Origin of the sequence: Rhizobium sp. SJZ105, from assembly GCF_007828365.1 — a bacterium.
Taxonomy (GTDB): domain Bacteria; phylum Pseudomonadota; class Alphaproteobacteria; order Rhizobiales; family Rhizobiaceae; genus Agrobacterium; species Agrobacterium tumefaciens.
Genome location: NZ_VIUP01000001.1, coordinates 1,152,817 through 1,176,734, shown reverse-complemented (window position 1 = coordinate 1,176,734; position 23,918 = coordinate 1,152,817). Strand labels below are relative to the sequence as shown.

Annotated in this window: 24 protein-coding genes; 15 read left to right on the top strand and 9 right to left on the bottom strand. The window is 59.8% G+C overall.

Translation table 11 applies throughout. The features are described 5' to 3' along the window. The first annotated feature begins 7 nt into the window (after positions 1-7). The 7 genes from FB593_RS05955 to FB593_RS05925 all read left to right on the top strand — a co-directional run bounded on the left by FB593_RS05955 (position 8) and on the right by FB593_RS05925 (position 6,182). Positions 8-1,927 carry a potassium transporter Kup gene (locus FB593_RS05955; protein ID WP_013635578.1) on the top strand — a complete coding sequence of 640 codons (1,920 nt, stop codon included), beginning with the start codon at positions 8-10 and terminating at the stop codon, positions 1,925-1,927. 146 nt (positions 1,928-2,073) lie between these two features. Further along, entirely contained in the window at positions 2,074-3,225 is a 1,152-nt protein-coding gene (locus FB593_RS05950) for a cell wall hydrolase (RefSeq protein ID WP_186447889.1), read from the top strand. A 270-nt stretch (positions 3,226-3,495) separates the two neighbouring features. Next, on the top strand, positions 3,496-3,861 hold the full coding sequence (locus FB593_RS05945) for an AtpZ/AtpI family protein (protein WP_003511695.1): 366 nt from the start codon (positions 3,496-3,498) through the stop codon (positions 3,859-3,861). A 60-nt stretch (positions 3,862-3,921) separates the two neighbouring features. Then, positions 3,922-4,671 carry a F0F1 ATP synthase subunit A gene (locus FB593_RS05940; protein WP_003511697.1) on the top strand — a complete coding sequence of 250 codons (750 nt, stop codon included), beginning with the start codon at positions 3,922-3,924 and terminating at the stop codon, positions 4,669-4,671. 73 nt (positions 4,672-4,744) lie between these two features. Next, on the top strand, positions 4,745-4,972 hold the full coding sequence (locus FB593_RS05935; protein ID WP_003494147.1) for a F0F1 ATP synthase subunit C: 228 nt from the start codon (positions 4,745-4,747) through the stop codon (positions 4,970-4,972). Positions 4,973-5,053: 81 nt separating this feature from the next. Next, positions 5,054-5,695, top strand: a complete 642-nt coding sequence (locus FB593_RS05930) for a F0F1 ATP synthase subunit B (protein WP_065661314.1) — start codon at positions 5,054-5,056, stop codon at positions 5,693-5,695. A 1-nt stretch (position 5,696) separates the two neighbouring features. Beyond that, entirely contained in the window at positions 5,697-6,182 is a 486-nt protein-coding gene (locus FB593_RS05925; RefSeq protein ID WP_003511699.1) for a F0F1 ATP synthase subunit B, read from the top strand. 219 nt (positions 6,183-6,401) lie between these two features. On the opposite strand, the gene FB593_RS05920 is transcribed toward FB593_RS05925, so the two are convergent. The 3 genes from FB593_RS05920 to FB593_RS05910 form a co-directional block, all read right to left on the bottom strand. Continuing rightward, positions 6,402-7,091 carry a hypothetical protein gene (locus tag FB593_RS05920; protein WP_003511701.1) on the bottom strand — a complete coding sequence of 230 codons (690 nt, stop codon included), beginning with the start codon at positions 7,089-7,091 and terminating at the stop codon, positions 6,402-6,404. A gap of 137 nt (positions 7,092-7,228) precedes the next feature. After that, positions 7,229-7,882 carry a ribonuclease HII gene (locus FB593_RS05915; RefSeq protein ID WP_112289534.1) on the bottom strand — a complete coding sequence of 218 codons (654 nt, stop codon included), beginning with the start codon at positions 7,880-7,882 and terminating at the stop codon, positions 7,229-7,231. A 337-nt stretch (positions 7,883-8,219) separates the two neighbouring features. Continuing rightward, positions 8,220-9,377: a PA0069 family radical SAM protein gene (locus FB593_RS05910; RefSeq protein WP_145166384.1), complete on the bottom strand. Its 1,158-nt coding sequence runs from the start codon at positions 9,375-9,377 to the stop codon at positions 8,220-8,222. 288 nt (positions 9,378-9,665) lie between these two features. On the opposite strand from FB593_RS05910, the gene FB593_RS05905 reads away from it, so the two are divergent. After that, positions 9,666-10,184 (top strand): hypothetical protein, encoded by a 519-nt coding sequence (locus FB593_RS05905; protein ID WP_003511706.1) that lies wholly within the window; start codon positions 9,666-9,668, stop codon positions 10,182-10,184. Between the two features lie 27 nt (positions 10,185-10,211). Here FB593_RS05905 and FB593_RS05900 read toward each other — a convergent pair whose 3' ends face one another. The 3 genes from FB593_RS05900 to FB593_RS05890 all read right to left on the bottom strand — a co-directional run bounded on the left by FB593_RS05900 (position 10,212) and on the right by FB593_RS05890 (position 13,344). Next, complete coding sequence (locus FB593_RS05900) at positions 10,212-11,645, bottom strand: FAD-binding oxidoreductase (RefSeq protein ID WP_112751888.1); 1,434 nt, start codon at positions 11,643-11,645, stop codon at positions 10,212-10,214. 48 nt (positions 11,646-11,693) lie between these two features. Next, positions 11,694-12,671 (bottom strand): L-threonylcarbamoyladenylate synthase, encoded by a 978-nt coding sequence (locus tag FB593_RS05895; RefSeq protein WP_111796218.1) that lies wholly within the window; start codon positions 12,669-12,671, stop codon positions 11,694-11,696. A gap of 64 nt (positions 12,672-12,735) precedes the next feature. Next, positions 12,736-13,344, bottom strand: coding sequence for a DUF6656 family protein (locus tag FB593_RS05890; protein WP_112751889.1), 609 nt, complete (start codon positions 13,342-13,344; stop codon positions 12,736-12,738). Between the two features lie 332 nt (positions 13,345-13,676). On the opposite strand from FB593_RS05890, the gene FB593_RS05885 reads away from it, so the two are divergent. From FB593_RS05885 to FB593_RS05870, 4 genes are all read left to right on the top strand, one after another. Further along, entirely contained in the window at positions 13,677-14,921 is a 1,245-nt protein-coding gene (locus tag FB593_RS05885) for an aromatic ring-hydroxylating oxygenase subunit alpha (protein ID WP_003511714.1), read from the top strand. A gap of 7 nt (positions 14,922-14,928) precedes the next feature. Beyond that, on the top strand, positions 14,929-16,011 hold the full coding sequence (locus tag FB593_RS05880) for a hybrid-cluster NAD(P)-dependent oxidoreductase (protein WP_013635587.1): 1,083 nt from the start codon (positions 14,929-14,931) through the stop codon (positions 16,009-16,011). Positions 16,012-16,192: 181 nt separating this feature from the next. Then, positions 16,193-16,657, top strand: a complete 465-nt coding sequence (locus tag FB593_RS05875; protein WP_003511718.1) for a BA14K family protein — start codon at positions 16,193-16,195, stop codon at positions 16,655-16,657. Positions 16,658-16,881: 224 nt separating this feature from the next. Beyond that, positions 16,882-17,406, top strand: a complete 525-nt coding sequence (locus tag FB593_RS05870; protein ID WP_003511720.1) for a BA14K family protein — start codon at positions 16,882-16,884, stop codon at positions 17,404-17,406. A gap of 103 nt (positions 17,407-17,509) precedes the next feature. On the opposite strand, the gene FB593_RS05865 is transcribed toward FB593_RS05870, so the two are convergent. Then, entirely contained in the window at positions 17,510-18,505 is a 996-nt protein-coding gene (locus FB593_RS05865; RefSeq protein ID WP_003511722.1) for a transporter, read from the bottom strand. Positions 18,506-18,728: 223 nt separating this feature from the next. Between FB593_RS05865 and FB593_RS05860 the strand changes: the two genes are divergently transcribed. The 3 genes from FB593_RS05860 to FB593_RS05850 all read left to right on the top strand — a co-directional run bounded on the left by FB593_RS05860 (position 18,729) and on the right by FB593_RS05850 (position 21,687). Continuing rightward, positions 18,729-20,513: an acyl-CoA dehydrogenase gene (locus FB593_RS05860; protein ID WP_111798836.1), complete on the top strand. Its 1,785-nt coding sequence runs from the start codon at positions 18,729-18,731 to the stop codon at positions 20,511-20,513. Positions 20,514-20,523: 10 nt separating this feature from the next. After that, positions 20,524-21,282, top strand: coding sequence for a crotonase/enoyl-CoA hydratase family protein (locus FB593_RS05855; protein ID WP_003511725.1), 759 nt, complete (start codon positions 20,524-20,526; stop codon positions 21,280-21,282). Between the two features lie 90 nt (positions 21,283-21,372). Next, positions 21,373-21,687 carry a hypothetical protein gene (locus FB593_RS05850; protein ID WP_111798837.1) on the top strand — a complete coding sequence of 105 codons (315 nt, stop codon included), beginning with the start codon at positions 21,373-21,375 and terminating at the stop codon, positions 21,685-21,687. Here FB593_RS05850 and FB593_RS05845 read toward each other — a convergent pair whose 3' ends face one another. Then, a complete protein-coding gene (locus tag FB593_RS05845) occupies positions 21,688-22,938 on the bottom strand; it encodes a class I SAM-dependent RNA methyltransferase (protein WP_025592642.1) in 1,251 nt (416 codons plus the stop codon). After that, entirely contained in the window at positions 22,935-23,687 is a 753-nt protein-coding gene (locus FB593_RS05840; protein WP_019564205.1) for a TlyA family RNA methyltransferase, read from the bottom strand. Before FB593_RS05840 ends, FB593_RS05845 begins: the two co-directional genes overlap by 4 nt. Positions 23,688-23,918: the final 231 nt, after the last annotated feature.

Here is a 23,918-nt window from a genome sequence, read left to right as displayed (position 1 = left end):
GATCATCATGTCTCAAATCGCAGACAAGGACTTTACCGAGAAGCCGGATTCGGATGACAAGCATCAGAACAAGGGGCTTTATGCCGCGATCCTTGGTTCTATTGGCGTCGTCTACGGCGATATCGGCACCAGCCCGCTCTATGCCTTCCGCGAAGCGCTAAAGCCGATCGCCTATGATGGCGTGACGAGAGAAGAAGTCATCGGCCTGACATCCCTGATGATCTGGTCTCTGACGATCATCGTGACGTTCAAATACATCACGCTCCTGCTGCGCGCCGACAATGACGGCGAGGGCGGCACACTCTCGCTTCTGGCGCTGTTGATGAAGACGGCGGGCACTCACCGCAGCGTTCTCATCGTGCTCGGCCTCATCGGCGCAGCCCTGTTCCTGGGCGATGCCATGATCACGCCGGCGCTATCAGTGCTTTCGGCGGTGGAGGGGCTGAAGCTCGTCACTCCGGCCATGGACGACTTTATTATTCCGATCTCCGTCTGCATTCTCATCGGCCTCTTCGCGATCCAATCGCACGGTACGGGAACGGTGGCGAAATTCTTCGGACCGATCACCGCTGTCTGGTTCCTGGTCATGGGTGTGGCCGGCCTCATTCACATCGCCGATGATTTCGGCATTCTCTATGCCTTCAACCCCTGGCATGCGGTCGAGTTTCTCGCCAATGAAGGCTTTTATGGCATCGTCGTGCTGGGCGCGGTTTTCCTGACGATCACCGGTGCTGAAGCGCTTTATGCCGATCTTGGCCATTTCGGCCGCCGTCCCATCCAGTGGGCATGGTTCTGTCTGGTTTTCCCGGCACTGACGCTGAATTATCTCGGTCAGGGCGCGCTGGTTCTCAAGGACCCGGCGGCGATGTCCAATCCGTTTTACCTGATGTTCCCGCAATGGGCGATCCTGCCGGCCGTCATTCTTGCGACCGCCGCCACCATCATCGCCAGCCAGGCGGTTATAACAGGCGCGTTCTCGCTCGTGCGTCAGGCGATCCATCTCGGCTATCTGCCGCGCATGGAAATCCTCTTCACTTCGGAAACCAATACCGGGCAGATCTATCTTCCCGCCGTCAACACCATCCTGCTGTTCGGCGTCGTCGCACTGGTGCTCACCTTCAAAAGTTCGGATGCACTGGCCACCGCCTACGGCATTTCCGTTACCGGCGCGATGGTCGTCACCAGCATGATGTTCTTCGAATTCGTTCGCAAGCGCTGGCAATGGTCCATCTGGCTGGCGATTGGCGTGCTGGCGCCGCTTCTGCTGCTGGAACTGATTTTCCTCGGTGCAAACCTGCTCAAGATACATGATGGCGGCTACGTGCCGGTGTTGCTGGCAATCGCTTTCACCATCATCATGACCACCTGGCAGCGCGGCTCGAAAATCCTTTTCGCCAAAACCCGCCGCAGCGATGTGCCGCTGAAGGCTTTCGTGGCTTCGGTGGAAAAGGAAAGCGCCCATGCGCCGGTGCGCGTGCCCGGCACAGCGATTTTCCTGACTGGCGATCCGGATGCCGCACCCGCTGCATTGCTGCACAATCTCAAGCACAACCACGTCCTGCACGACAAGAACGTGATTTTGACGATCCGCACGGAAGACCAGCCGCGCGTCCGGCCCGAAAATCGTTACACACTGACGAAGTTGAGCGATCGTTTTGCCGTGGTCGAACTGCATTTCGGCTTCATGGAAACGCAGAACGTCACCCAGGCGCTCGGTTACCTCAGGCGCACGGGTTACAAGTTCGACATCATGTCCACCTCGTTTTATCTCGGTCGCCGCAAGCTGGTGCCGGATCCGAAATCGGGCATGCCCGGCTGGCAGAACCGCCTGTTCATCGCGCTTGCCGAAACGGCCGCCGATCCCTCGGACTACTTCCGCCTTCCGGCCAACCGCGTGGTGGAACTCGGTTCTCACGTCGTCGTCTGATTATTAGAAGGTGGTTACACATTAACGTGAAGCCGCGCCCGCGCGCGGCGTTAACCAAGCATCAAGGTTAATAAGAGATTCTCGAACACCTGTAACAAATATGGTTCCTGGTGTTCGGAGTGCTGGTTTTGCGTTCGAAAAGAGTAATGCGTCGTCGGTCCTTTGCGTCCCTTCAGGCATGGACCTCACCCGTTGTCTTCGGCCTTGCTGCCTGGCTCGTCTTTCCTTCCATTGCCGCACGCGCGGATTTGGCCTCCCTGCTGGCAGGGCTGGACAATGGCGGCGAGCAATGGCGCATGGTGCTGACCGCGTCTCCGGCAGGCTCTGTCCATAATGCCTCGCTCACCTTTAACGATGCGGAAGGGGAGGCGGCGTTGCATGGCAGCGGCATGACCCTGCCCGATGGCCGCAAGGTGGCTTTCGTCACCAACAAGAAGGGTGACGAGACGACACCCGACAGCGAGCGCGTCAACCGTGCCGCCAAAAAGGGTCGCATCGTCGCAACCGAAATCATGCAGCCGCCAAAGGCCTTCACCGCCGGTTCCGTGCTGGAACGCACCAGCATGCTGGATATAGAGCCGCTGAAGCGCAAGGACCGCACGGCTTTTGTGAAACCGAAACGCGGCAGCGACGTCAAACTTGCCTCCTTCTATTTCCGCCGTGAAGAAAAGAAGGCCGACAAAAGCGTCTCTCCGATGCTGGCGGAACTCGTCACCAACAGGACTCCCGATATTCTCGCCACGGCTTACGCGCCGGCCGAACCGGATTTCGCCCGTGAATCGCCGTTCGACGCCATTCTGAAAAAGCCGGAGGCCGGCCGCTTCGTGCCGTTGATCGGCGCGGACGATCACGCATGGGCGGCAACGCCGCTGCCCGCTGCCGTGTTTTCCGCAGCCGAACAGCAATGCCTCGCATCCGGCATCTATTTCGAGGCGCGCGGTGAATCGGTCAAGGGACAGGCGGCGGTGGCACAGGTGATCCTTAACCGCGTGCGCAACCCCGCTTATCCGAAAACCATCTGCGGTGTGGTTTATCAGAACAAGGACTGGCGCAACCGCTGCCAGTTCTCCTTCGCCTGCGACAATATAAAGGACCGGGTGAATTCCGAACGTCACTGGAAAATGGCGCGCGAAGTGGCCATGGCAACCACCGCCGGCAAAATCTGGCTGACGGAAGTGGGCTCGGCGACTCACTATCATGCCGTCTATGTTCGTCCCGCCTGGGGAAAATCCATGAAGAAGGTCGGCAGGATTGGCTTGCACCTCTTTTATCGAACCTATGGTGGCGGCTGGAGCTGATACCACCGCCAATTTGTCGCAATTTGCGTGTCAAAAATGCCGATTCCCGCGGGAAACATCGTCGACAAACGGCGATTTGGCGTTAAGTCTTTGTTTTTAAATATTTAATTTGTGAAAAAACAAGCTTCGCCAGTGCCTTGACTAGCGAAGCCCCTAAAACTATGTTGCGCGCGACTTCAGAGCGGGCTGGAACAGGCTTAATCCGTCACCGTTTACAACTCCAAAGGGTTCTGGCATGGCTGGAACGGAGAAAATGGGTGGGATTTTAAGATGACTGGCAACCGTGACGATAGTCTGGACGAGCGTCGCAAGCGCCTTGCCGAAGAGTTGGCAAAGGTGAAGGCGGAGGATGAGGCGGAAGTGAGGGCGGAGACCAATGCCGCGGAAAGCCGGAAAGGCTTTGCGATGGCGGTGAAGCTCTCATCGGAGTTCATTTCGGCCATCGTGGTCGGCGCTATGCTGGGTTATCTTCTGGACTATTTTGTCGGCACGACGCCGTGGGGGATGATCGTTCTTCTTCTTCTCGGTTTCTGCGCAGGCGTATTGAATGTGTTGCGCTCCACGGGCGCGGTGGCAAAGCCGCCGCTGCTTGAGAGAGCCGACAAGCGAGACGAGGGTGGAAAAGACGGCGTTTAAGCTGTTTTTTCTTGCAGTTGAGATGCCGCCATGAGCGGCGACAGGTAAAGAGGGCAGCCGGTGGCAAACGATCCGACCCATCAGTTCTTGGTGCAGCCGATCATTCCGATCGAAATTGGCGGCGTCGATTTTTCCTTCACCAATGCGTCGCTTTTCATGGTCGCGACCGTGGCCGCCGCTTCCGGTTTCCTTTATTTCGCAACGTCGAGCCGCGGTCTGATCCCGACCCGCATGCAGTCGGTTGCTGAAATGTCCTACGAATTCATCGCCTCCATGCTGCGCGAAGGCGCCGGCAAAAAGGGCATGGTGTTCTTCCCATTCGTATTCTCGCTGTTCATGTTCGTGCTGACTGCGAACCTTCTCGGCATGTTCCCGTATTTCTTCACGGTCACCAGCCAGATCATCGTCACCTTCGCGCTTGCCTGCCTCGTCATCGGCACGGTCGTCGTTTACGGTTTCTACAAGCACGGTCTGCATTTCTTCGGCATCTTCGCACCTTCTGGCGTGCCGAAGGCGCTTTTGCCGCTTGTCGCGTCAATTGAAATGATTTCGTTCCTGTCGCGCCCGATCAGCCTTTCCGTTCGTCTCTTCGCGAACATGCTGGCTGGCCACATCACGCTCAAGGTTTTCGCAGGCTTCGTCGCCTCCATGGGTGCGCTCGGCGCGCTCGGAATAGGCGGTGCAGTCCTGCCTCTCATCATGACGGTCGCAATGACCGCTCTCGAATTTCTCGTTGCCTTCCTGCAGGCTTATGTGTTCGCGGTACTGACTTGCATGTACCTGAACGACGCCGTGCATGGTGGTCACTGAGAAGTAAAGTCGCTGGCCCCGGCAACGGGCGCCAAAAGATAGCCGCAACAACCAATATCTCAAGGAGTCTCACATGGAAGCGGAAGCAGCAAAGTACATCGGCGCAGGTCTCGCATGCCTCGGCATGGCTGGTACGTCCCTCGCACTCGGCCGTATCTTCGGTGATTACCTCTCCGGCGCACTGCGCAACCCCTCTGCTGCCGACAGCCAGTTCGGCCGTCTGGTATTCGGCTTCGCCGTTACGGAAGCTCTGGGCATCTTCTCGCTGCTCGTAGCTCTCCTTCTCCTGTTCGCTGTCTAATAACGGCATCAGGTCTGGATCACGGCTCGCGCAAATTGCGTGCCGTGATCCTTCGCATTTGCAGTCCCCCTGGAGGTGAGCATGTTCGTGACCGAGGCTTATGCCCAGTCAGCACCGACCGTAGGTGAAACGCATACGGAAACTCCGGCTGTCGGCCAGCCGCAACCGGAAGCCACGCACACGGAAACCGGTGTAGCGCACGGCGCCGAACACGGTGCTTCCGGCGTTTTCCCGCCGTTCGACCAGTCTACTTATGCATCGCAGGTCCTGTGGCTGGCGATCACGTTCGGCCTTTTCTACCTGCTCATGCAGAAGGTCATCGTTCCTCGCGTCGGCGGCATTCTTGAAAACCGTCATGGGCGCATTGCACAGGATCTCGATGAAGCGGCACGGCTGAAAAGCGAAGCCGACGCAGCCGTCGAAACCTATGAAAAAGAACTCGCGGCAGCCCGCGCCAAGGCAAGCTCGATAGGCTCCGCGGCACGTGACGCCGCCAAGGCGAAAGCCGATGCCGACCGCGTCGCTATCGAAGCCGGACTTGCCGAGAAGCTTGCCGCCGCCGAAAAGCGCATTGCGGGTATCAGGGATCAGGCATTCGCGGATGTCGGCGCCATTGCCGAGGAAACCGCGACCGCAATCGTCGACCAGCTGGTTGGCGCCAAGGTCAAGGATTCCGACGTCAAGGCCGCCATTGCAGCCGCTTCGACTGTGAAGGGAGCCTGATATGGCGTTTGATGCATCATTTTTCGCTCTTGTCGGTCTTGTCCTTTTCTTCGTCCTGATCGCCTATCTCAAGGTTCCGGGCATGCTCTCCAAGTCCCTGGACGAGCGCGCACAGAACATTCAGGACGAACTGGCCGAAGCCAAGCGTCTGCGCGAAGAGGCACAGCACCTGCTGGCCGAATACCAGCGCAAGCGCAAGGAAGCCGAAGCTGAAGCAGCCGGCATCGTTGCCGCTGCCGAACGCGAAGCGGCCGCCCTGACCGCCGAAGCAAAGCAGAAGACGGAAGAATTCGTCGTCCGCCGCACGGCCCTGTCGGAACAGAAGATCAAGCAGGCCGAAGAAGACGCCATCGGCGCCGTTCGTGCCGCCGCCGTGGACATCGCCATTGCAGCTTCCGAGAAGCTCATTGCCGAAAAGACCACCGCTGCCGCAAAGGCCAAACTTTTCGCCAACACCATTGGCGAAGTGAAGTCGAAGCTGAACTAAGTTCATCTCGTACTATTCAAAACCCCTCCGGCACCCGCCGCGAGGGGTTTTTTGTTTTATGCCTCAACCAAGGGGCGGTGTTGGCAAGCTCGCGGTTGCACACTGTGGTGCCGGCTTGCAGCGTGTCTATCGATGTCTGTCGACCTTTGGAGAAAAAGCATCGGCTTTGTGGATTGGATGCTGGCCGGCAATTCGTGGCTGCCAATTTGTCGAGGCTTGTTAAGTGATCGCGGGATAGATTGTCTTGGCCTCGAGCGCTATCAGCACCGCCAGTACAAAAGCTGCTGCGGTGGCAACCAGAAATGCGCCACTGAAAGCCAGGCCTGCTTTCGCGATGCCCAAGCCGAGATCCTGCATCAGCCATCGTATCTGAGCCTGCGCATACCAGATCGTGGCGAGCGCGATAATGGCGAGCCCGAACGTAAGGCCATGTTCCAGAGGCATGGATGCAAAATCGAAACCCAGAACCAGGACAAATGTAAACGGCGCAGCCACGTAACATTGGCTGAAGAACGGCGGACGCAGGGAGTTTCGGGTGATCCTCACCCGTTTCCACCGCAGAAGCGTGACGGCCATACACAGCGGATAAATCCCGAATATAACGCCACGCGCTATGAGCAGGTTCGAACCCGAACCAAGCTCCCGGGCGGCCAATGTGGGATCGTAAATGGTCGGAAGGGAAGCGGAGAGCCCCTGCGAAAATAGCAGAGTGATCAGGAGGAAGAGGGGCGGACTCAGTGTGTCGTCATACTGGTCCTCGAGCCGATCCGCGAGTTCGCTATCGGCGTAGCGCATCATGCTGAGCGGTGCGACGACCGATCGCCACATTGTCAGCGGATAGAAGAGGAGCCATGAAACCAGCTCGTAGAGAAGTTCTTCGAGCGACTTCAACAGTTTCATGAAATCCAAATCTCTTCTCCCAAAGCCCGTCAAGTCCACGCATTGAGATAGAATTCTACCAGTGGAGACGGAGATCGTCACCTCATGGCAGGGCGCTGAAATCCCGGGCGAGACCGCATTCTCCGCTTCAGGATCGTGGTTTTCGATCAGTCCTGCTTCAGCGGCCTGAAACTCATCCGGTGCAGCGGACAGGGCCCATGGCTTTCTATGGCGCGCAGGTGGGCTGGTGTGCCGTAACCCGCATGGCCTTCGAAACCATAGGAGCTGTGCACTACACCGGCCCGTTCCATCATCCGGTCACGGGTCACCTTGGCGATGATCGAAGCGGCGGCGATTGAGAGGGAGCGGGAATCGCCCTTGATGACGGCCTTCGACTCGCAGGTGATGCCCGGCGGCTTGTCGCGGCCATCTGCCAGCACGAGGGCCGGGGCGATTTCGAGGCCGAGTACGGCGCGACGCATCGCGTCGAGGCTGGCGCGCAGGATATTCATGGTGTCGATAAGGCCGGGGCCAGAGGAGGCGACGGAAACGATCGATGTTTCCATGATTTGCAGAAACAGGCTTTCCCGTTTCAGCTTGGTCAGTTTCTTGGAATCGTCAAGACCACCAGGAATATTGTCGGGATCGAGAATGACAGCTGCCGCAACCACTGGTCCCGCGAGAGGCCCCCGGCCTGCCTCATCCGTGCCGGCCACGGGCCAAAGCCCCTTCTTCCTCGCTTCAAGTTCGAAGGAGAAATCGGGGCCCGTATCGGCGAGATCAAAGAGGGCAGGAGAATCGGGTGTGGTGCGGCGTTTCATGCGGCAGAAACTTGCACACACACCCGATCTCCTGCAAGCCCCCGGAAGCGGGCGATGACGGGCGCGGCCAGCCGGGTCAAGGGGCGTGGCCAACCGTGCCCCTTAGGTCGTCATGACCTTTGATCCTCCAACGGGGCGGCGGAGGAAAAACGATCGCACGCGAGGCGGCGGGTTCCGGGGGTGATGTCCGACGGGCCAGGGAAAACCCGCCGGGCATTTCGTCAAGAGCATGGCCCCGTCAACAGGAAAGGGCCACCACTCCTTATGTGTCTGCACCGCTGGGTATCGTTGCACGCATCGTACTGCGCCCTCGATCGGCCAAGCGGGCCTCATATTTTCAAAGCAGCGACAATTGCACGCCGGCACCTCCCGGCGGCACGAAGATATCGTCGCGCAGGTGAATGCCGCGGCGGATGAGGCCAAGCCGTTTCGTCGCCATTTCGAAACGCCTGCCTATCTGCCATGCATAGGGACCAGCACCCTTCATGCGTTTTCCGAATTCCGCATCGTAATCCTTGCCGTCGCGCATGGAGCGCACCAGCGACATGACATGCCGGTAGCGGTCCTGATAGTTGCGCAGCAGCCAGTCGCGGAAGAGGGGGCTGACCTCCAGCGGCAGGCGCAGCAGCACGTAGGAGGCCTCCGTTGCGCCAGCGGCCTTGCCGGCTTCGAGAATGCGTTCGATCTCATGATCGTTGAGTGCGGGAATGACGGGTGCCATCATCACCGCCACGGGAATGCCGGCATCCGTCAGCGCCTTGACCGCTTCCAGCCGCTTTTCGGGCGTGGCGGCGCGCGGTTCCATGCTGCGTGCCAGCTTGCGGTCCAGCGTCGTCACGGAAATACCAACCTTGACGAGACCTTTCTTGGCCATGGGCGCGAGAATATCGATATCCCGCTTGATCAGGGCCGATTTGGTGACGATGGCGACGGGATGGTCGGCCTTTGCCAGCACTTCCAGTATCTGCCGCATGATGCGCCATTCGCGCTCGATCGGCTGATAGGGGTCGGTATTGGTGCCGATGGCAATGACGCGCGGCTTGTAGCCGGGCTTCGCCAGCTCCCTTTCGAGCAGCTTTGCCGCATCCGGCTTGGCGAAAAGCTTCGCCTCGAAATCCAGCCCGGCGGAAAGCCCCATATAGCTGTGCGTCGGACGGGCGAAACAGTAGATGCAGCCATGTTCGCAGCCGCGATAGGGATTGATGGAACGGTCGAAAGGGATGTCAGGCGATTCGTTGCGGCTGATGATGCTGCGCGGCTTTTCCACCTGCACTTCGGTGCGGAACTCCGGCAGCTCCTCGAGGGTCTGCCAGCCATCGTCGAAAACCTCCCGCTGCAGGGCCTCGAAGCGCCCGCCCGGGTTAAGTCCGGCACCACGCCCGCGACGACGGTCGATCTCGATGCGCAGGCCCGATGCATCGGCCAGCGCATTGGCAATGTCAGGCGTATGGCTCGGCTGGAAAGCAGCCTGCCCCGAAAGCGTATGGTCTCTCATCTGGATGCTCCCAGGGTGCAGCACGCCTCTCAAGGCAAGCCAACGCCCTAAACCGTTTCCACTCGAACCGGCGTTTCATTGCCTCTTCGAATGATTAAATTCCTACCGCAGAAACGAGAACATTACAAGAACAAAAAATGCAAAATCGATAGCTGGCCGACCCGCAGCCGGGGTCTTGTTTGTATCAATCCCACCTGAAGGTAGGCTAGAGTTAAGCCTGAACGGTCGCGGATTTTCTGACATCCAGTGCAGTGGCAATTTATTGTGCGATGCGTTAGAGCTATGCATATGTTGACAGTCATAATGGAATGCCGGGATCAGGAACCGGAACTGGCGCATACGCTGTCTGCGCTTGTAACCGGGGCCGTGGAAGGGCTGGTAAGCGACGTTGTGATCCTCGATCACGGTTCGCGCGATGGATCGTCGCGCGTCGCCGATGCCGCTGGCTGCCGTTTTTATGCGCAGTGGGATATTGAGGATGTCATGCGCTCGGCGCGCGGGCATTGGATCCTGCTGGTCGAACCGGGTGCGCGTCCGCAGAGCGGTTGGATCGAAGAGATTCTCGAATATGTGGCTGTCTGTGCCGAGCCCGCGCGTTTCTCGCCGTCCCGGTATCACAAGCGGCCCTTTTTCAGCCGGATAGTGCGCCGACGTCCTCCCCTGGAATGCGGCTACCTGATGCCGAAGAAACATGCGGTGGCGATCGCAAAATCCGGCATGGGCCTAACACAGCTCGTGCACGCGCAAAAGCCGCGCCGCCTGAATGCGGAACTGGTTCCCGCCTGGACGGCGAGAACTTCCAACTAACATGCAACGATGATGAAGCTGCTGTCCCTAGCGGGCGGTGATCACCTTGCCGGGGTTCATGATGCCGGCGGGGTCAAAGGCGTGTTTGATGCGTCGCATCAGGTCCATTTCAATGCCAGGCCTGATCGCGGCCAGTTCGTCGCGCTTCAACTGGCCGATGCCATGTTCGGCCGAAATCGAGCCGCCGAGCGACAGCACGATGCCGTGCACGATCTCGTTCATATCCCGCCAGCGACCGATGAATTCAGCTTTGTCCGCACCAACCGGCTGGGAAATATTGTAGTGGATGTTGCCATCGCCCAGATGGCCGAAGGCGCAGACGCGGGCGCCGGGAATGGCGGCAAGAACGGCCTTTTCCGCCGTTGCCATGAATTCCGGTATCTTCGACACCGGAACGGAAACGTCGTGTTTGATAGAGCCGCCTTCCGGCTTTTGCGCATCCGACATGCTCTCGCGCATATGCCAGAGCGCCTGACGCTGCGCTTCCGATGAAGCGATCACCGCATCCTCGACCAGCCCGGCCGAAAAACCGCGCTCCAGCAGCGATTGCATCATTGTTTCAGCCGTCTCAGCCGAATCGGAGGTGGAGATATCGATGAGCGCGTACCAGTCATGAGGCGTTTGTAGCGGATCGCGCACGCCGGGAATATGTTTGGCGGTGAATTCCACGCCGATGCGCGGCATCAGCTCAAAACCGGTCAGCGCCGTGCCGCAGAGGTTTGAGGCCATTTCGAACAGCTTCAACGCGTCCTCAGTGGATCGAAGACCGGCAAAACCCACCTGATGGCCGAGCGGCACGGGGAAAAGCTTCAGCACCGCACCGGTGATAACGCCGAGCGTGCCTTCCGAACCGATGAAGAGATCGCGCAGATCGTAACCCGTATTGTCCTTTTTCAGCCGGCGAAGCCCGTCCCAGATTTCACCTGTCGGCAGCACCACTTCAAGCCCCAGGCAAAGCTGGCGCATATTGCCATAAGCGAGAACTGCCGTGCCGCCGGCATTTGTGGCCAGATTACCGCCGATGCGGCACGAGCCCTGCGAACCGAGCGACAGCGGGAACATCCGCTCCACGGTCGATGCGGCCTTGTGGATGTCGTCGAGAATGCAGCCGGCATCCGCAACGATGGTATTGGCGACCGGATCGATGTCGCGGATACGGTTCATGCGCTCGAGCGAGAGGAGGATGTCGGTTCCGTCAGCACGCGGCGTCTGGCCACCCACAAGGCCAGTATTGCCGGTCTGCGGCACGATGGGCGTGCCGGTCTCGCTGGCGAGCTTCAGGATGGCTGCAACCTCCTCGACAGTGCCGGGCTTGAGCAGCAGCGGTGACGCACCATGGTAAAGCCCGCGATTCTCCACAAGACGCGGCGCCATTTCCACAGCGTCGCGCACCGCATTTTTTTCGCCGACAATGGCAGTGAAGCGGTCGAGGATGTCGGGGGAGGGGGCTGCGATTGTCATTGGCGTCTCGCTGTCATTTGAAACGGTGGGCGAAATGGTGAAGTACCGTCAGCCTCGCGGCGCGGCGGCGCGGGAAAGGCGGTCATTGATCGCCTCTCCAAGACCGTGTGCGGGAATGGTTGTGACCGCGATTGTCGCGGCACCGCTCGCATCGGCTGCTTTGAGATAATCGAACAGATTGGCGGCCGCCTCGGCAAGGTCGCCGGAAGGGCTGAGGTCGAGAACGGTACGGGCCGTCTCTTGTCCCTCAACCGCGATGCCGCCGAACCGGATCAGTGCCTCGTTGGCAGAAACGGATGTCGCGTCGAGGCGAACGGCTGCACCAGGCGCATAATGCGAGGCTAACATTCCGGGTGCCTCGATGGCGGCTGATGCCTTTTCCGGTCGTTCGAGCTGGGTGCCGGTGATGCGCTCGATCTCCTCGGTGACGATGCCGCCGGGACGAAGCAGCCGCACCCGCCCGTCGTCTTCCACTTTGACGATGGTGGATTCGACACCGACGGAGGCAGCACCGCCATCAAGAATGAGGTTGATCCTGTTACCGAGATCGGCCTCGACATGGGCGGCACTGGTGGGGCTGATCTTGCCTGAACTATTGGCACTGGGCGCAGCAAGAGGTTTGTCGAACCGGCGGATCAGATCACCGGCGAAACCCTGCGGAACGCGAATGCCGACGGTATCGAGCCCCGCCGTTGCGAGTGAGTGAATGCCGCTTGCCGGTTTCAGCGGCAGAACCAGCGTCAACGGGCCGGGCCAGAAGGCTTCGGCGAGGCGTCGCGACACGGGATCGAAAACCGCATAACGTTCGGCCATGGCGATATCGGCCATATGGCAGATCAGCGGATTGAACTGCGGCCTGCCTTTCGTTTCGTAAATGCGGGCAATGGCCGCCGGATCTGTTGCGTCCGCAGCAAGGCCGTAGACGGTTTCCGTGGGCAGGGCGATTGGCTGGCCGCGGGAAAGCTCCTCGACGGCCGCCTGCAAGGCGGTTTCCCGCTCGTTTTCGATATCGATATGACGCGCCATGATGCTGCCTTTCAGGGCGTCAATAGCGTATTTCAGGGCCTTATGGAAAGCGCTATCGTGGCTTTTATATTGCCTTGATGATCTTGCGCATCTCGTCCGAGCGGGCGCCGAGCATAAGCACGTTTTTGAGCGCTACGCGCGGGTCGTGGGTCTGGAACAGCAGGCCGCCGCGATGGAAGGAGGTATCGATGGCGACGGTCTTGTTTGGAAGCGCGTTGATGGCGACTGCGAAATACATCCGCGAATAGCGCGCATCGATGTTTTCGAAGAAGTTCTCGGCCCCGCTCAACTCGGCGAAGAAATTCGCGAAATAGAATGACCAGAGCACATGACGCTCGGCGTCGAAACTGGTTTTCGCTGCCGTGACATGGCAATAGCCGAGATGCGGCCGCTCATCCAGCAGATGGTGGAAAACCATCTTGGGAAAACGGATGGACTGGTGAAAGCCATTGAGACGGCTATGGGTGGCGTCGGCAGCAGCCTCGAGCTTGCGCCCGGTCATCGCCGCCACTTCTTCATGGCTGTAATAGACGCGTTCCCTCGGCAGCCAGCGTTCTTCGTAGCGGCTGATGCGCCCGGTTCGCAGGAAATCCGAATGCGCGGTCTTTGAACGTATCGGCGTGACCGAATGTTTGCCGGCATCGAAATAACGTATGCGTGTCGCCTTCTCCACCCGGAACGCCCTCGTTGTTGTCGATCAGGCAATATAGTTTAGGGCATGTTAAAACTCCGTTGCGCCACACCCCCCGTTTTTTAACGGGTAGAGAGGGAGCTGCGCGACATCATGCGTCATATTGCGACGTTGTTTCCGGCGGGGAATAGCTGCCGGATTTCGCAGCGGAATGGCGTGCAACGGCCATTGGCGCATGTCGCAATTTGTCGCCAATGCGGAAGCCGATGTCGCTGTCTGCGCTACCGCAAATGAACGCTGATGTTTAGATGGGATCACACTTCCGCAGTCCGATAAATGGTGTGGGGCAGGGCGGTTTGATCGAGGATTTGGCCATGGAATTGCGTGATACCGTACTGCGTCAGCTGAAGAACCGCCGCGAAGGCTTCAGCCTGGAACAGTCTTTCTACACGGACCCGGATTATTTCAATCTGGACATGGAAACCATCTGGTACCGCGACTGGCTGTTTGTCGGCCATGATTGCGAAGTGCCGAAGGCCGGCAACTACATCACCGTTCAGGTCGGCGCCTATTCCGTCGTCATCATTCGCGGTCGCGATGGACAGATTCGCGCCCTCCATAATTCCTGTCGCCATCGCGGTTCCCGCGTCTGCTCTTCTCATAAGGGCCAGTCCGCACGCCTCGTCTGTCCCTATCACCAGTGGACTTACGATCTGGACGGCAAGCTGCTGTTTGCCCGCCATATGGGCGATGATTTCGACAAGGCTGAATTCGGCCTGAAGCCGGTCCATTGCGAAACCGTTGCCGGTTACGTCTTCATCTGCCTGGCAGACCAGCCCGCCGATTTCGCGCCGATGCGCGCCGAGGTCGAAAGCTACATGGCGCCGCATCGCATCTGGGAAGCCAAGGTCGCGCATGAAAGCACGATCATCGAAAAGGGTAACTGGAAGCTCGTCTGGGAAAACAACCGCGAGTGCTACCATTGCGCCGCCAACCATCCGGAACTCTGCCGCACCTATCCTGAAAACCCGAGCGTTACGGGTACGGACGGTGGTGCAAGCGATCCTGAGATCGGTGGCCACTGGGCACGCTGCGAGGCTGCCGGCCTGCCGAGCCGCTTCAAGATCGATCCGAAAGGCCAGTTCCGTGTTGCCCGCATGCCGCTGATCGGCGAGGCGGAAAGCTACACCATGTCGGGAAAACGCGCCGTGCGCCGGCCGCTTTCCGATGATGTCAGCATCAGCCATATCGGCGCCCTGCTTCTGTTCCATTATCCGACGACCTGGAACCACTTCCTCGGCGACCACACCATTTCGTTCCGCGTGCTGCCGCTCAACGCCAATGAGACCATGGTCACTACCAAATGGCTGGTGAACAAGGATGCGGTTGAAGGCGTGGATTACGATCTCGAGGATCTCACGCACGTCTGGAACGAAACCAACGATCAGGACCGCCGCATCGTTGAGGAAAACGCCTTCGGCATCCGCTCGCCCGCTTACCAGCCCGGCCCCTATTCCATGGAAGACGAGGGCGGCGTGATGCAGTTCGTCAACTGGTATGCCGATTTCATGGTTGACCGGCTGTCGGGCGACAAGGCCCGCCTTTCGGCAGTAGCGTAACGCGAAGATGAATATGGCTGTGACCTACAAGCACATAGACGAGATGAAGCCGTGGAGCGACAAGCTCCACCTGCTGGAATGCATTTCGGTGACGCCCGAGACGCCTGACGTGATGACATTCCTGTTCCGGTCGGAGGATCAGAACTGGTTCCGTTACCTGCCGGGCCAGTTCGTGACACTGGAGTTGCCGGTAGGCAAGGAGCCGCTCTACCGCACCTACACATTGTCCTCCAGCCCGTCGCGGCCCTATGCGCTGTCGGTCACGGTCAAGGCGCAGGCCACCAGCATCGGCACGCGCTGGATGTTCGACAATCTGAAGCCCGGCATGAAAATCCGGGCGCTCGGCCCGCTCGGCGATTTCTCTTATGTCCGGCATCCCGGCGACAAATACCTGTTCATCTCGGCCGGCTCCGGCGTGACGCCGATGATGTCGATGGTGCGCGACATGAGCGACCGCGCGCCGCAGAGTGACATCGCCTTCATCAATTGCTCGCGCTCGCCATCCGATATCGTGTTCCGTCACGAGCTGGAATATCTTGCCCGCTTCATGCCGAAACTGTCGCTCGGTTTCATCGTGGAAAATTGCGGCCGCACGGATCTCTGGTCTGGCTTGAAGGGCATGGTCGACAAGGCCAAGATTGCGCTTCTGTCGCCTGATTTCATGGATCGCACAGTGTTCTGTTGTGGACCGGAGCCTTTCATGGCCGCCATCCGCTCCATGCTGGATGCTTCCGGCTTCGACATGAGCCGTTACCACCAGGAAAGCTTTTCGCCAGCCGCCCCGGTTGCTGTGGGCGAGAGTATTCACACCGTTGCGGATGGCGAAGCACTCTCGATGGTGGGGTTTACGCTTTCCGGCAAGGAAGTGCCGTGCCAGCCCGGCCAGACCGTTCTGATGACGGCGCGCGCCGCCGGTGTGCGCATCGGTGCCGCCTGCGAATCGGGGATTTGCGGCACCTGCCGGGTGCTGAAGCTCTCCGGCGAGGTGGAGATGAACCACAATGGCGGCATTCTCGATGACGAAATCGATGAAGGCTATATTCTCGCCTGCTGCTCGCGGCCGTTGACCGACGTGAAGGTGGAAGCCTGAGCGCACGAAATCCTGCGTCTTATGCGGGAATCTATTTTTGAACCGGAACCAAAGGTCTTAAAACTCGTTTGCACGTCATCGAATTCTTTTCGGGTGTTTCAATGGGGCTGCCCCTACCTCCGACAAGACCGAGTAGTTAGAAAGCGCGGTTCAACGCGCTACAGCAAACGGAGGAAAGATCATGATGAATTTCCGCACGACGAGCGTCGCTACGGCGGTTGTCCTGTTCCTGACAAGCTTCACGCCGTCGCAGGCGTTCCAGGCACCTGTTCCGATGGCGAAACCGGCAATCTCAACCGAGAATGTGGTGCCGGTGCAGTATCGTGAATGGGACCGCCGAGGTGACCGTAGATACGGCGACCGCATGTATCGTCCGCGCCCGTCGCGGGACGGATATTATAACGGCCATCGCGGCTATCGCGACCGCCGTCCGGGCTACCGCTATCACAACGGAATGTGGTTCCCGCTGGCGGCCTTCGCCACTGGCGCAATCATTGGCGGTGCCATGGCGCAGCCGAGACCGGCCTATGGCGGCAGCCATGTTGCCTGGTGCCAGAACCGTTGGCGCTCTTACCGCGCCTACGATAACAGCTACCAGCCGAATAGCGGTCCGCGTCGTGTATGTGTATCTCCATACAGCCGTTAAGCACGCCTTTCGAAAGCCCGGATCTGATCCGGGCTTTTGCTTTCGGGTGGCGAGTTTCGGTAACCGAAGCGTGACAACGCCGTTAATGCTGGGTTCAGGCGAAAGCGCCTAGCCTGCAACCTGTGATGTTCCAGCCAGCACCGACAAACTGGCTGGATAAAAAGAAAAAGGTGTTATTATTCACGTGCAACGGCCTGTCGACCGTCGTGAATGGAGGAAGTCAGATGAGAAGCTATGTGAAGAATATCCTGGCTGTCGGTCTTTCTGCAATCGTGGTTGCAGGAGCGATTGTTCCCGCTGAGGCAATGCCATTGCTGATGGCGCCGAAGAGTGTCGAGACCCTGGGTAACGATGCCGGCAAGAATGTCGTCAATGTGCAATACTGGCGCGATCGTGACAATCGTGGCGGCTGGGGCGGCGAACGCCGCGGCTGGTACGGCGGTCATCGCGGTTATCGCGACTACCGTCCGGGTTATCGTCACCACGACGGTTATTGGTTCCCGCTCGCAGCCTTTGCGACGGGCGCGATCATCGGCGGCGCACTGTCGCAGCCGCGCGAAGTCTACCGTCCGGTTCCGGAATATCGCCCGCGTCCGGTCTACCGCGAATATCGTCCGGTCCGTCGTGCCGGCATGAGCCAGGCGCATGTGAACTGGTGCTATGGCCGGTATCGGTCCTACGATGCCTATAGCAACACGTTCCAGCCCTACAATGGCCCACGCCAGCCCTGCTATTCGCCTTACAGCTGATAGCACTACTCCGTCACTCCGGCCTTCATCCGGCAAGACGGAGTAGCGATTGACCAGCCTGATAGTTATTACGAGCCGCCCGGATACGGGCGGCTTTTTGTTTTCACAGAATGCGCGCCCGCTTCAGCACGAACCAGGCAAGCATAACCGAAATCACGATGAAGATGCTGGCCGCCATCGTGCCGCCTGTGCCGACCGTAAATGGCAACTCATCCGTGTTCATGCCGAAGAAGCCGGTGACCAGCGATGGCGGCAGCAGGAATGCCGTCATCAGCGACAGGATATAAAGATGCCGGTTGGTTTCGGACGAGAGCTTGGAATCGATTTCCTCATGCAGCAGCCTTGCGCGTTCCTGAAGGGCGTAGACATCGTGATCGACGGCCTCGAGGCGGCCCATCAGCCGCGAGGCGACATCCTCGAAACCGTCAGGCATCTCGTCCTCATCGGCGGCAGACGCCCGCCGCATCAGGGTGAGCACCGTGCGCAGATGCCGGTGGAGGCGAACGACCGTGCGCCTGAGCGGCGCAAGCCGCCGCCGCTCGTCGCGGTTTTCGCTGTCATAGACCAGATCCTCGATGGCATTCAGCTCTTCGGTCGTTTCCATCACCAGGCTGATCAGCGAACGCTGGAATTCCGCGACGAGGCCTTCGAAGACATGGGCCGGCGTGAGGTAGCGGTTGGAATTCTTGTCGACTGCCGCTTTCAGCCGGTCTACTGAGCGCAACGGTTGCAGACGGGTGGTAATGATGAAACGGTCGCTGACCGCGAAATGCAGCCAACCGAAATCACGCGTTTCCTGATCGAACTCGCGCTGGAAATCGACCAACGTCCCATAAAGTGACTTTTCATCCACCGTGATGGACGGATGGGTTTCATGGGTGGTGAGGCTTGCCAGCGCTGCCGGATCGAGACCATCGATCGTTTCGAGAAAGCCCGCCACCCGCTGATCCGCAAGATTGAGGTGCAGCCAGAAGAAGCCCTCGCATTGCGCCATCTCGCCAAAGCCCGCATCGGGCGCAAGCCGCCGGCATGGCGCCGTTCCGGGGTGGAATTGATAGGCCCAGACAAGGCCGGGGATAGCGGGCGTTATGAGATCCATCGTGGTAGTCCTGACCGGCGGAATGGGAGGGGAGGCGTCCGTCGCCCCAAGACGGAAACGGCAGCGGTGGCACGGCACCTGTCAGCGCATGCTGAGCAAATTCATATGACAGTTTTATAACAATCCCGCTTAAAAGGCGGGAATTTTCAAATTGACGTTTACGTAAAAATCATTTAGCCCGAAAGCAACAGCACGATAGGCAAGAGCTTCGGGAGGAGGCAGCATGTATACCGCGCCGGTGGATGATATCGCCTTTACACTCAAACACGTGGCGGGTCTGCAAGACGCGTTGTCCAGGGGTGCTCTGGGAGACCTCGGTGAAGATGTGGTCGATGCCATATTACAGGAGGCCGGCCGTTTCGCCACCGAGCAGGTCGCCCCGCTTGCCGATATAGGCGACCGACAGGGCGCGCGGCTGAGCGACGGCAAGGTCTCAACGCCGGACGGCTGGGCCGATCTTTATCGGCGCTGGGCTGAGGCCGGCTGGAACAGCCTCACCGCACCGGAAGAATTCGGCGGCCAGAACCTGCCGCATATGCTGAATGTCGCCGCACTCGAAATGTGGAATTCCGGTTCCATGGCTTTCGCGCTTGCGCCGACGCTCACCATGGGCGCGGTGGAAGCTCTCGTTGCCCACGGTAGCAACGACCTGAAGCGCATCTATCTTCCCAAACTCGTCTCCGGCGAATGGACCGGCACGATGAACCTCACCGAACCGCATGCGGGATCGGACCTTGGCGTGCTGAAAACCCGTGCCGAGCGTAATGGTGACGGCAGTTACCGCATTTTCGGGCAGAAGATTTTCATCACCTGGGGCGAACATGACGCTGCGGACAATATCATCCACCTCGTTCTTGCCCGCCTGCCGGATGCGCCGGCCGGCACGCGCGGAATTTCGCTGTTCCTCGTGCCGAAATTCCTGCCCGAAGACGATGGCACGCCGGGCAGTCGCAACGACGTCTTCTGCCATTCGCTGGAGCACAAGCTCGGCATTCACGGCTCGCCCACCTGCACGATGATCTTCGGGGACGGAAAGTTTGGCGAAGAGAAGGGTGCCTTGGGCTGGCTGATCGGCGAGGAGAACAAGGGTCTCGCCTGCATGTTCACCATGATGAACAACGCCCGCCTTGCCGTTGGCATGCAGGGCGTGGCGATCTGCGAGGCGGCGACACAGAAGGCAATCGAATACGCCAGGGAACGCACGCAGGGCAAGGCGCCCGGCTGGCAGGGTTCGGGCATGAGCCCTATCATCGAGCATCCCGATATCGCCCGTACGCTGTTGACGATGAAAGCGCTGACACAAGGTGCGCGCGCCATCTCCTTCAACTGCGCCCACGCCATCGATATGGCGCATGCCGCCGAGGACGTGGCTGAACGCGCCCACTGGCAGGAGCGCGCAGCTCTTTTAACGCCAATCGCAAAGTCCTTCTCCACCGATGCCGGTGTCGATGTCGCTTCCATGGGCATTCAGGTGCATGGCGGCATGGGTTTCATCGAGGAAACCGGTGCGGCGCGTTACCTGCGCGATGCCCGCATCGCGCCGATCTACGAAGGCACCAACGGCATTCAGGCGATCGACCTGGTGGTGCGCAAGCTGCCGCTTTCCGATGGCGCACAGGTGCGCGGTTTCATCGCAGAATTGCGTGAAATCGTCGCCCGAACTGCTGCCTCGAACCGCAGTGATCTCGGCGAGACTGCCCGTTATCTCGAAACGAGTCTCACCGATCTCGAAACGGCGACCGACTGGTTGCTGCAACGCCTGAAAGCGGGGGAAACCGAAACCGCGCTCGCCGGTGCCACGCCCTATCAGCGCCTCTTCGGGCTGGCGCTCACCGGAGCCTATCTTGCCAAGGGCGCCCTGGCCCAGGTGGATGACGGCAGGGGAGCGCATCGCGCATCGCTCTGCCGGTTTGCGGCGGAAAACCTGCTGGCGGAAACAGCAGCGCTGAGGGATCGCGTCATTGCCGGTGCAGCAAGCCTTGCCGCCGCCCGCGCCGTACTGGGTTAAGGAGAAAACCATGTCGGACGATCATATTCTCGTCGAGCGGGTCAGTCATGCACCTGACGTTCTGACCATCCGCTTCAACCGGCCGGAAAAGAAAAATGCCATCACCGATGCAATGTATCTGCGCATGGCAGAGGCTCTGAAGGCCGCCAATGCAGACCCGGATATCCGTGTCGTCGCGTTTCTGGGTACGGAAGGCTGCTTTTCCGCCGGCAATGACATGGCCGATTTTCTTGCCTTCGCCATGTCTGGCGCAAAGGGCAAGCTCGCGGTGCTCGATCTTCTGAAGGCGCTGGCAACCTTCGAAAAGCCGCTGGTTTCGGGCGTCGATGGGTTGGCCATCGGCATCGGCACGACGCTGAACCTGCATTGCGATCTGACCGTTGCCTCCAACCGCAGCCTGTTCAAGACGCCGTTTGTGGATCTGGCGCTGGTGCCGGAAGCTGCGTCCAGCCTGCTTGCGCCAAAGCTCATCGGCCATCAGCGCGCCTTTGCCCTGCTGGCCATGGGCGAAGGTTTTACCGCCGAACAGGCCTTGCAGGCCGGAATGATTTGGAAAGTCGTGGCGCCGGAACATGTCGAAAGCGAAACGCTGGCGCTTGCCACGCGGCTTGCCGCCAAGCCGCAGCAGGCGCTGAAGATTGCCCGCGATCTCGTGCGCGGCAATCCGGCAGATGTGCTGGCCCGCATCGATGAGGAAGCCCGCCATTTCACCGCGCAATTGCAGAGTGCCGAGGCGCGGGCCGCTTTCGAGGCATTCATGCGGCGTTAAGCGTTCCGGCAGGAATTCCTTGCGGTTAAGGAACCGGGTAATATGGCTTGGGTTAGATAACGCAACGTCATCCTTCGAAGGCCACCCGCCATGCGTAACTTTGTTTTCGCCCTGACCGTCCTCCTCTCCGCTGCGACTGTCGCAGAGGCGGCGGCGACCGTGCCTTTGCCGGGTTCGAGTAACAACGTCATTCTGGCGCAGTCCACGCAAGAGGACAGCCCGAATTATTACTCCGGCAATTCCCGCGATCGCCAGCGCCGCGCGCGTTTCGTTTGCGTCATCACCCCGCCGGACAGCGCCAATCGTCGTCGGCCCTATGTCTGCCCCATCGAGCAGGGCCGCGTTGGCGGCGCCTGCCGTTGCTCGGGCGTGGTCGGCAACGGCACTGTTGACACCGCCTGGTGATTATTTCTCCAGCGTCGCCACCGCTTCCACATGCGGCGACCACAAGAACTGGTCGACCGGCGTGACGCGCGTGACGCGATAGCCGCCCTCCACCAGAATGGCGAGGTCGCGCGCAAGCGTCAGCGGATTGCAGCTGACGGCGACGATTTTCTTCACCGCGCTGCGCGCAAGTTCCTTGCATTGGACTTCCGCACCGGCGCGCGGCGGATCGAACACAACGGCATCGTAATTCTTCATTTCGCTCGTCATCAACGGCCGGCGGAAAAGATCACGCTTTTCGATGCTGACGGGTTTCAGGCCCTGCGTGTTGCGCGCGGCGAAATCGAGCGCTTTCAGCGGCTTGTCCTCTGCCTCAACCGCATGCACGCGGCCGACGCGCGCAAGCCGCAGCGCAAACGTGCCGGAACCGCAGAAGAGATCGGCGATGCGTTTGGATTTGCCAACATGGGCAAGCACCAGTTCCGCCATGGCGTCTTCGGCCTGTTTGGTTGCCTGCGTGAAACCGCCGGCCGGTGGGGAAACCGGAATGCCGCCGAATTCGATGATCGGCTTTTGCGGTTCGATCAGGATTTCGCCTGATAGCGCGACACGGGCGATGCCACGCATAGCCAGCACCGTTTCCGTCAATGTGCGCCGCTGTTTGTCGCCGACGGATTTGATGCCGTCGACGGAAATGTCGAGGCCCGAAAGCGTTTCAAGAACGGTCATGCGGAACGGTTCTGCATTCGACGCAAGGGAAAGGCCGATTGCGCGCACGGCGTCCAGCCGCGCGACGATACCGGGCGAGGTGACGGGACATTCCTCGATGGCGACGATGTGATGGCTGTTTGCCTGGTTGAAGCCGAGCAGCAGGCCCTTTTCCGTCTTGCGGGCGGCAAACACCGCGCGGCGGCGCTCGCCGGGGCGACAGATGACGAGATCGTCTACTGGCGGCGTCAGGCCTTTCGATCTCAGCGCCGAAACCACCAGCTCCCGCTTGAAGGCGTGGTAGGGCTGGTCGGCAAAATGCTGCAGCGAACAGCCGCCGCAGGTGCCGTTAACGCCCTCGGGGCCGAAGTGGCGGCACACGGGTTCGCGGCGATCCGTGGAGGCTTCCGCAATCGAGATGATGGTGCCGGTATCCTTGACCTTGGCGATCGCCACCGTTTCGCCGGGCAGGGCGAAGGGCACATAGACCGGGCCGTCGGGACAGTGCGCAATGCCGTCGCCCTGGGCGCCAAGGCTCTTGATACTGACGGTCTGCGTGCTCATGGCTTTTCGCCTCCGAGAAGAAATTCGATATTGCCATCGCCGCCGGAAATCGGCGAGGGGATGAGACCGAGGCTCTTCCAGCCCATGTCTTCAACGAGCCAGCGTTCCAGTTCGGCAGCAACGGCAGGCGCCGTTTCCGGCTCTTTCAACAGCCCGGCCTTGCTGATGGCATCACGGCCTGCCTCGAATTGCGGCTTGACCAGCAGAACCGCTTGCGCGCCGGAGGCGGCAAGTGCGAGTGCCGGGGCAAGGGCGAGCTTTATGGAGATGAAGGACACGTCGGAGACGATGAAGTCCACGGACCGGTCATCAATGTCGTCGGTTGTCAGGAAGCGCGCATTCAGCCCTTCCAGATTGGTCACGCGCGGATCGTTCTCGATCCGTGGATGCATCTGCCCGTGGCCGACATCGATGGAGGTGACGTGTTTTGCGCCGCGATGAAGCAATACCTCGGTGAAGCCGCCGGTGGAGGCGCCGACGTCGAGGCATTCATGGCCCTTCGGATCGAGCCCGAAGTGATCGAGCGCGGCGGTAAGCTTGAGGGCGGCGCGGGAAACATAGGCCTGCGCCGGATCGGTAATGGCGATCTTGACGTTTCCGGCAACGGTTTGGCTGGGCTTTGTGGCCGTTTTCCCGTTGACGCTCACGGTGCCGCGCGCAATCGCATCGCGCGCACGCGAGCGGCTGGCAAAGTGGCCGAGCGAAACAAGAAGCTGGTCAAGCCGTTCATTTTCAGGTGTTTTGGACATGGTCCCGTGTCAATGACCGCCAAACCCCGCAGATGCAAGCGATTTATCGCGCGCAAGGCTTCGCAACGGCACCATTTGCCGCAGCGCAGGGTCGTTTCGTGGTCGTTAAACAGCATATGCGATTAATCCAATATAAAGGCTTGTATTGCACTTTGTCTGCAAGGCCCGTGCGGCCAGTCGGAACCTGCCATGACGGCATCTCCTCCCATTTCCAAAATTGCGACCGTTGCA

What these genes read in the sequence shown, in the direction of transcription:
- FB593_RS05955 (WP_013635578.1), top strand. Translation starts at nt 8, where the DNA reads ATGTCTCAAATCGCAGACAAGGACTTTACCGAGAAGCCGGATTCGGAT.
- FB593_RS05950 (WP_186447889.1), top strand. Translation starts at nt 2,074, where the DNA reads ATGCGTCGTCGGTCCTTTGCGTCCCTTCAGGCATGGACCTCACCCGTT.
- FB593_RS05945 (WP_003511695.1), top strand. Translation starts at nt 3,496, where the DNA reads ATGACTGGCAACCGTGACGATAGTCTGGACGAGCGTCGCAAGCGCCTT.
- FB593_RS05935 (WP_003494147.1), top strand. Translation starts at nt 4,745, where the DNA reads ATGGAAGCGGAAGCAGCAAAGTACATCGGCGCAGGTCTCGCATGCCTC.
- FB593_RS05930 (WP_065661314.1), top strand. Translation starts at nt 5,054, where the DNA reads ATGTTCGTGACCGAGGCTTATGCCCAGTCAGCACCGACCGTAGGTGAA.
- FB593_RS05925 (WP_003511699.1), top strand. Translation starts at nt 5,697, where the DNA reads ATGGCGTTTGATGCATCATTTTTCGCTCTTGTCGGTCTTGTCCTTTTC.
- FB593_RS05915 (WP_112289534.1), bottom strand. Translation starts at nt 7,882, where the DNA reads ATGAAACGCCGCACCACACCCGATTCTCCTGCCCTCTTTGATCTCGCC.
- FB593_RS05910 (WP_145166384.1), bottom strand. Translation starts at nt 9,377, where the DNA reads ATGAGAGACCATACGCTTTCGGGGCAGGCTGCTTTCCAGCCGAGCCAT.
- FB593_RS05905 (WP_003511706.1), top strand. Translation starts at nt 9,666, where the DNA reads ATGTTGACAGTCATAATGGAATGCCGGGATCAGGAACCGGAACTGGCG.
- FB593_RS05900 (WP_112751888.1), bottom strand. Translation starts at nt 11,645, where the DNA reads ATGACAATCGCAGCCCCCTCCCCCGACATCCTCGACCGCTTCACTGCC.
- FB593_RS05895 (WP_111796218.1), bottom strand. Translation starts at nt 12,671, where the DNA reads ATGGCGCGTCATATCGATATCGAAAACGAGCGGGAAACCGCCTTGCAG.
- FB593_RS05885 (WP_003511714.1), top strand. Translation starts at nt 13,677, where the DNA reads ATGGAATTGCGTGATACCGTACTGCGTCAGCTGAAGAACCGCCGCGAA.
- FB593_RS05880 (WP_013635587.1), top strand. Translation starts at nt 14,929, where the DNA reads ATGAATATGGCTGTGACCTACAAGCACATAGACGAGATGAAGCCGTGG.
- FB593_RS05875 (WP_003511718.1), top strand. Translation starts at nt 16,193, where the DNA reads ATGATGAATTTCCGCACGACGAGCGTCGCTACGGCGGTTGTCCTGTTC.
- FB593_RS05870 (WP_003511720.1), top strand. Translation starts at nt 16,882, where the DNA reads ATGAGAAGCTATGTGAAGAATATCCTGGCTGTCGGTCTTTCTGCAATC.
- FB593_RS05865 (WP_003511722.1), bottom strand. Translation starts at nt 18,505, where the DNA reads ATGGATCTCATAACGCCCGCTATCCCCGGCCTTGTCTGGGCCTATCAA.
- FB593_RS05860 (WP_111798836.1), top strand. Translation starts at nt 18,729, where the DNA reads ATGTATACCGCGCCGGTGGATGATATCGCCTTTACACTCAAACACGTG.
- FB593_RS05855 (WP_003511725.1), top strand. Translation starts at nt 20,524, where the DNA reads ATGTCGGACGATCATATTCTCGTCGAGCGGGTCAGTCATGCACCTGAC.
- FB593_RS05850 (WP_111798837.1), top strand. Translation starts at nt 21,373, where the DNA reads ATGCGTAACTTTGTTTTCGCCCTGACCGTCCTCCTCTCCGCTGCGACT.
- FB593_RS05845 (WP_025592642.1), bottom strand. Translation starts at nt 22,938, where the DNA reads ATGAGCACGCAGACCGTCAGTATCAAGAGCCTTGGCGCCCAGGGCGAC.
- FB593_RS05840 (WP_019564205.1), bottom strand. Translation starts at nt 23,687, where the DNA reads ATGTCCAAAACACCTGAAAATGAACGGCTTGACCAGCTTCTTGTTTCG.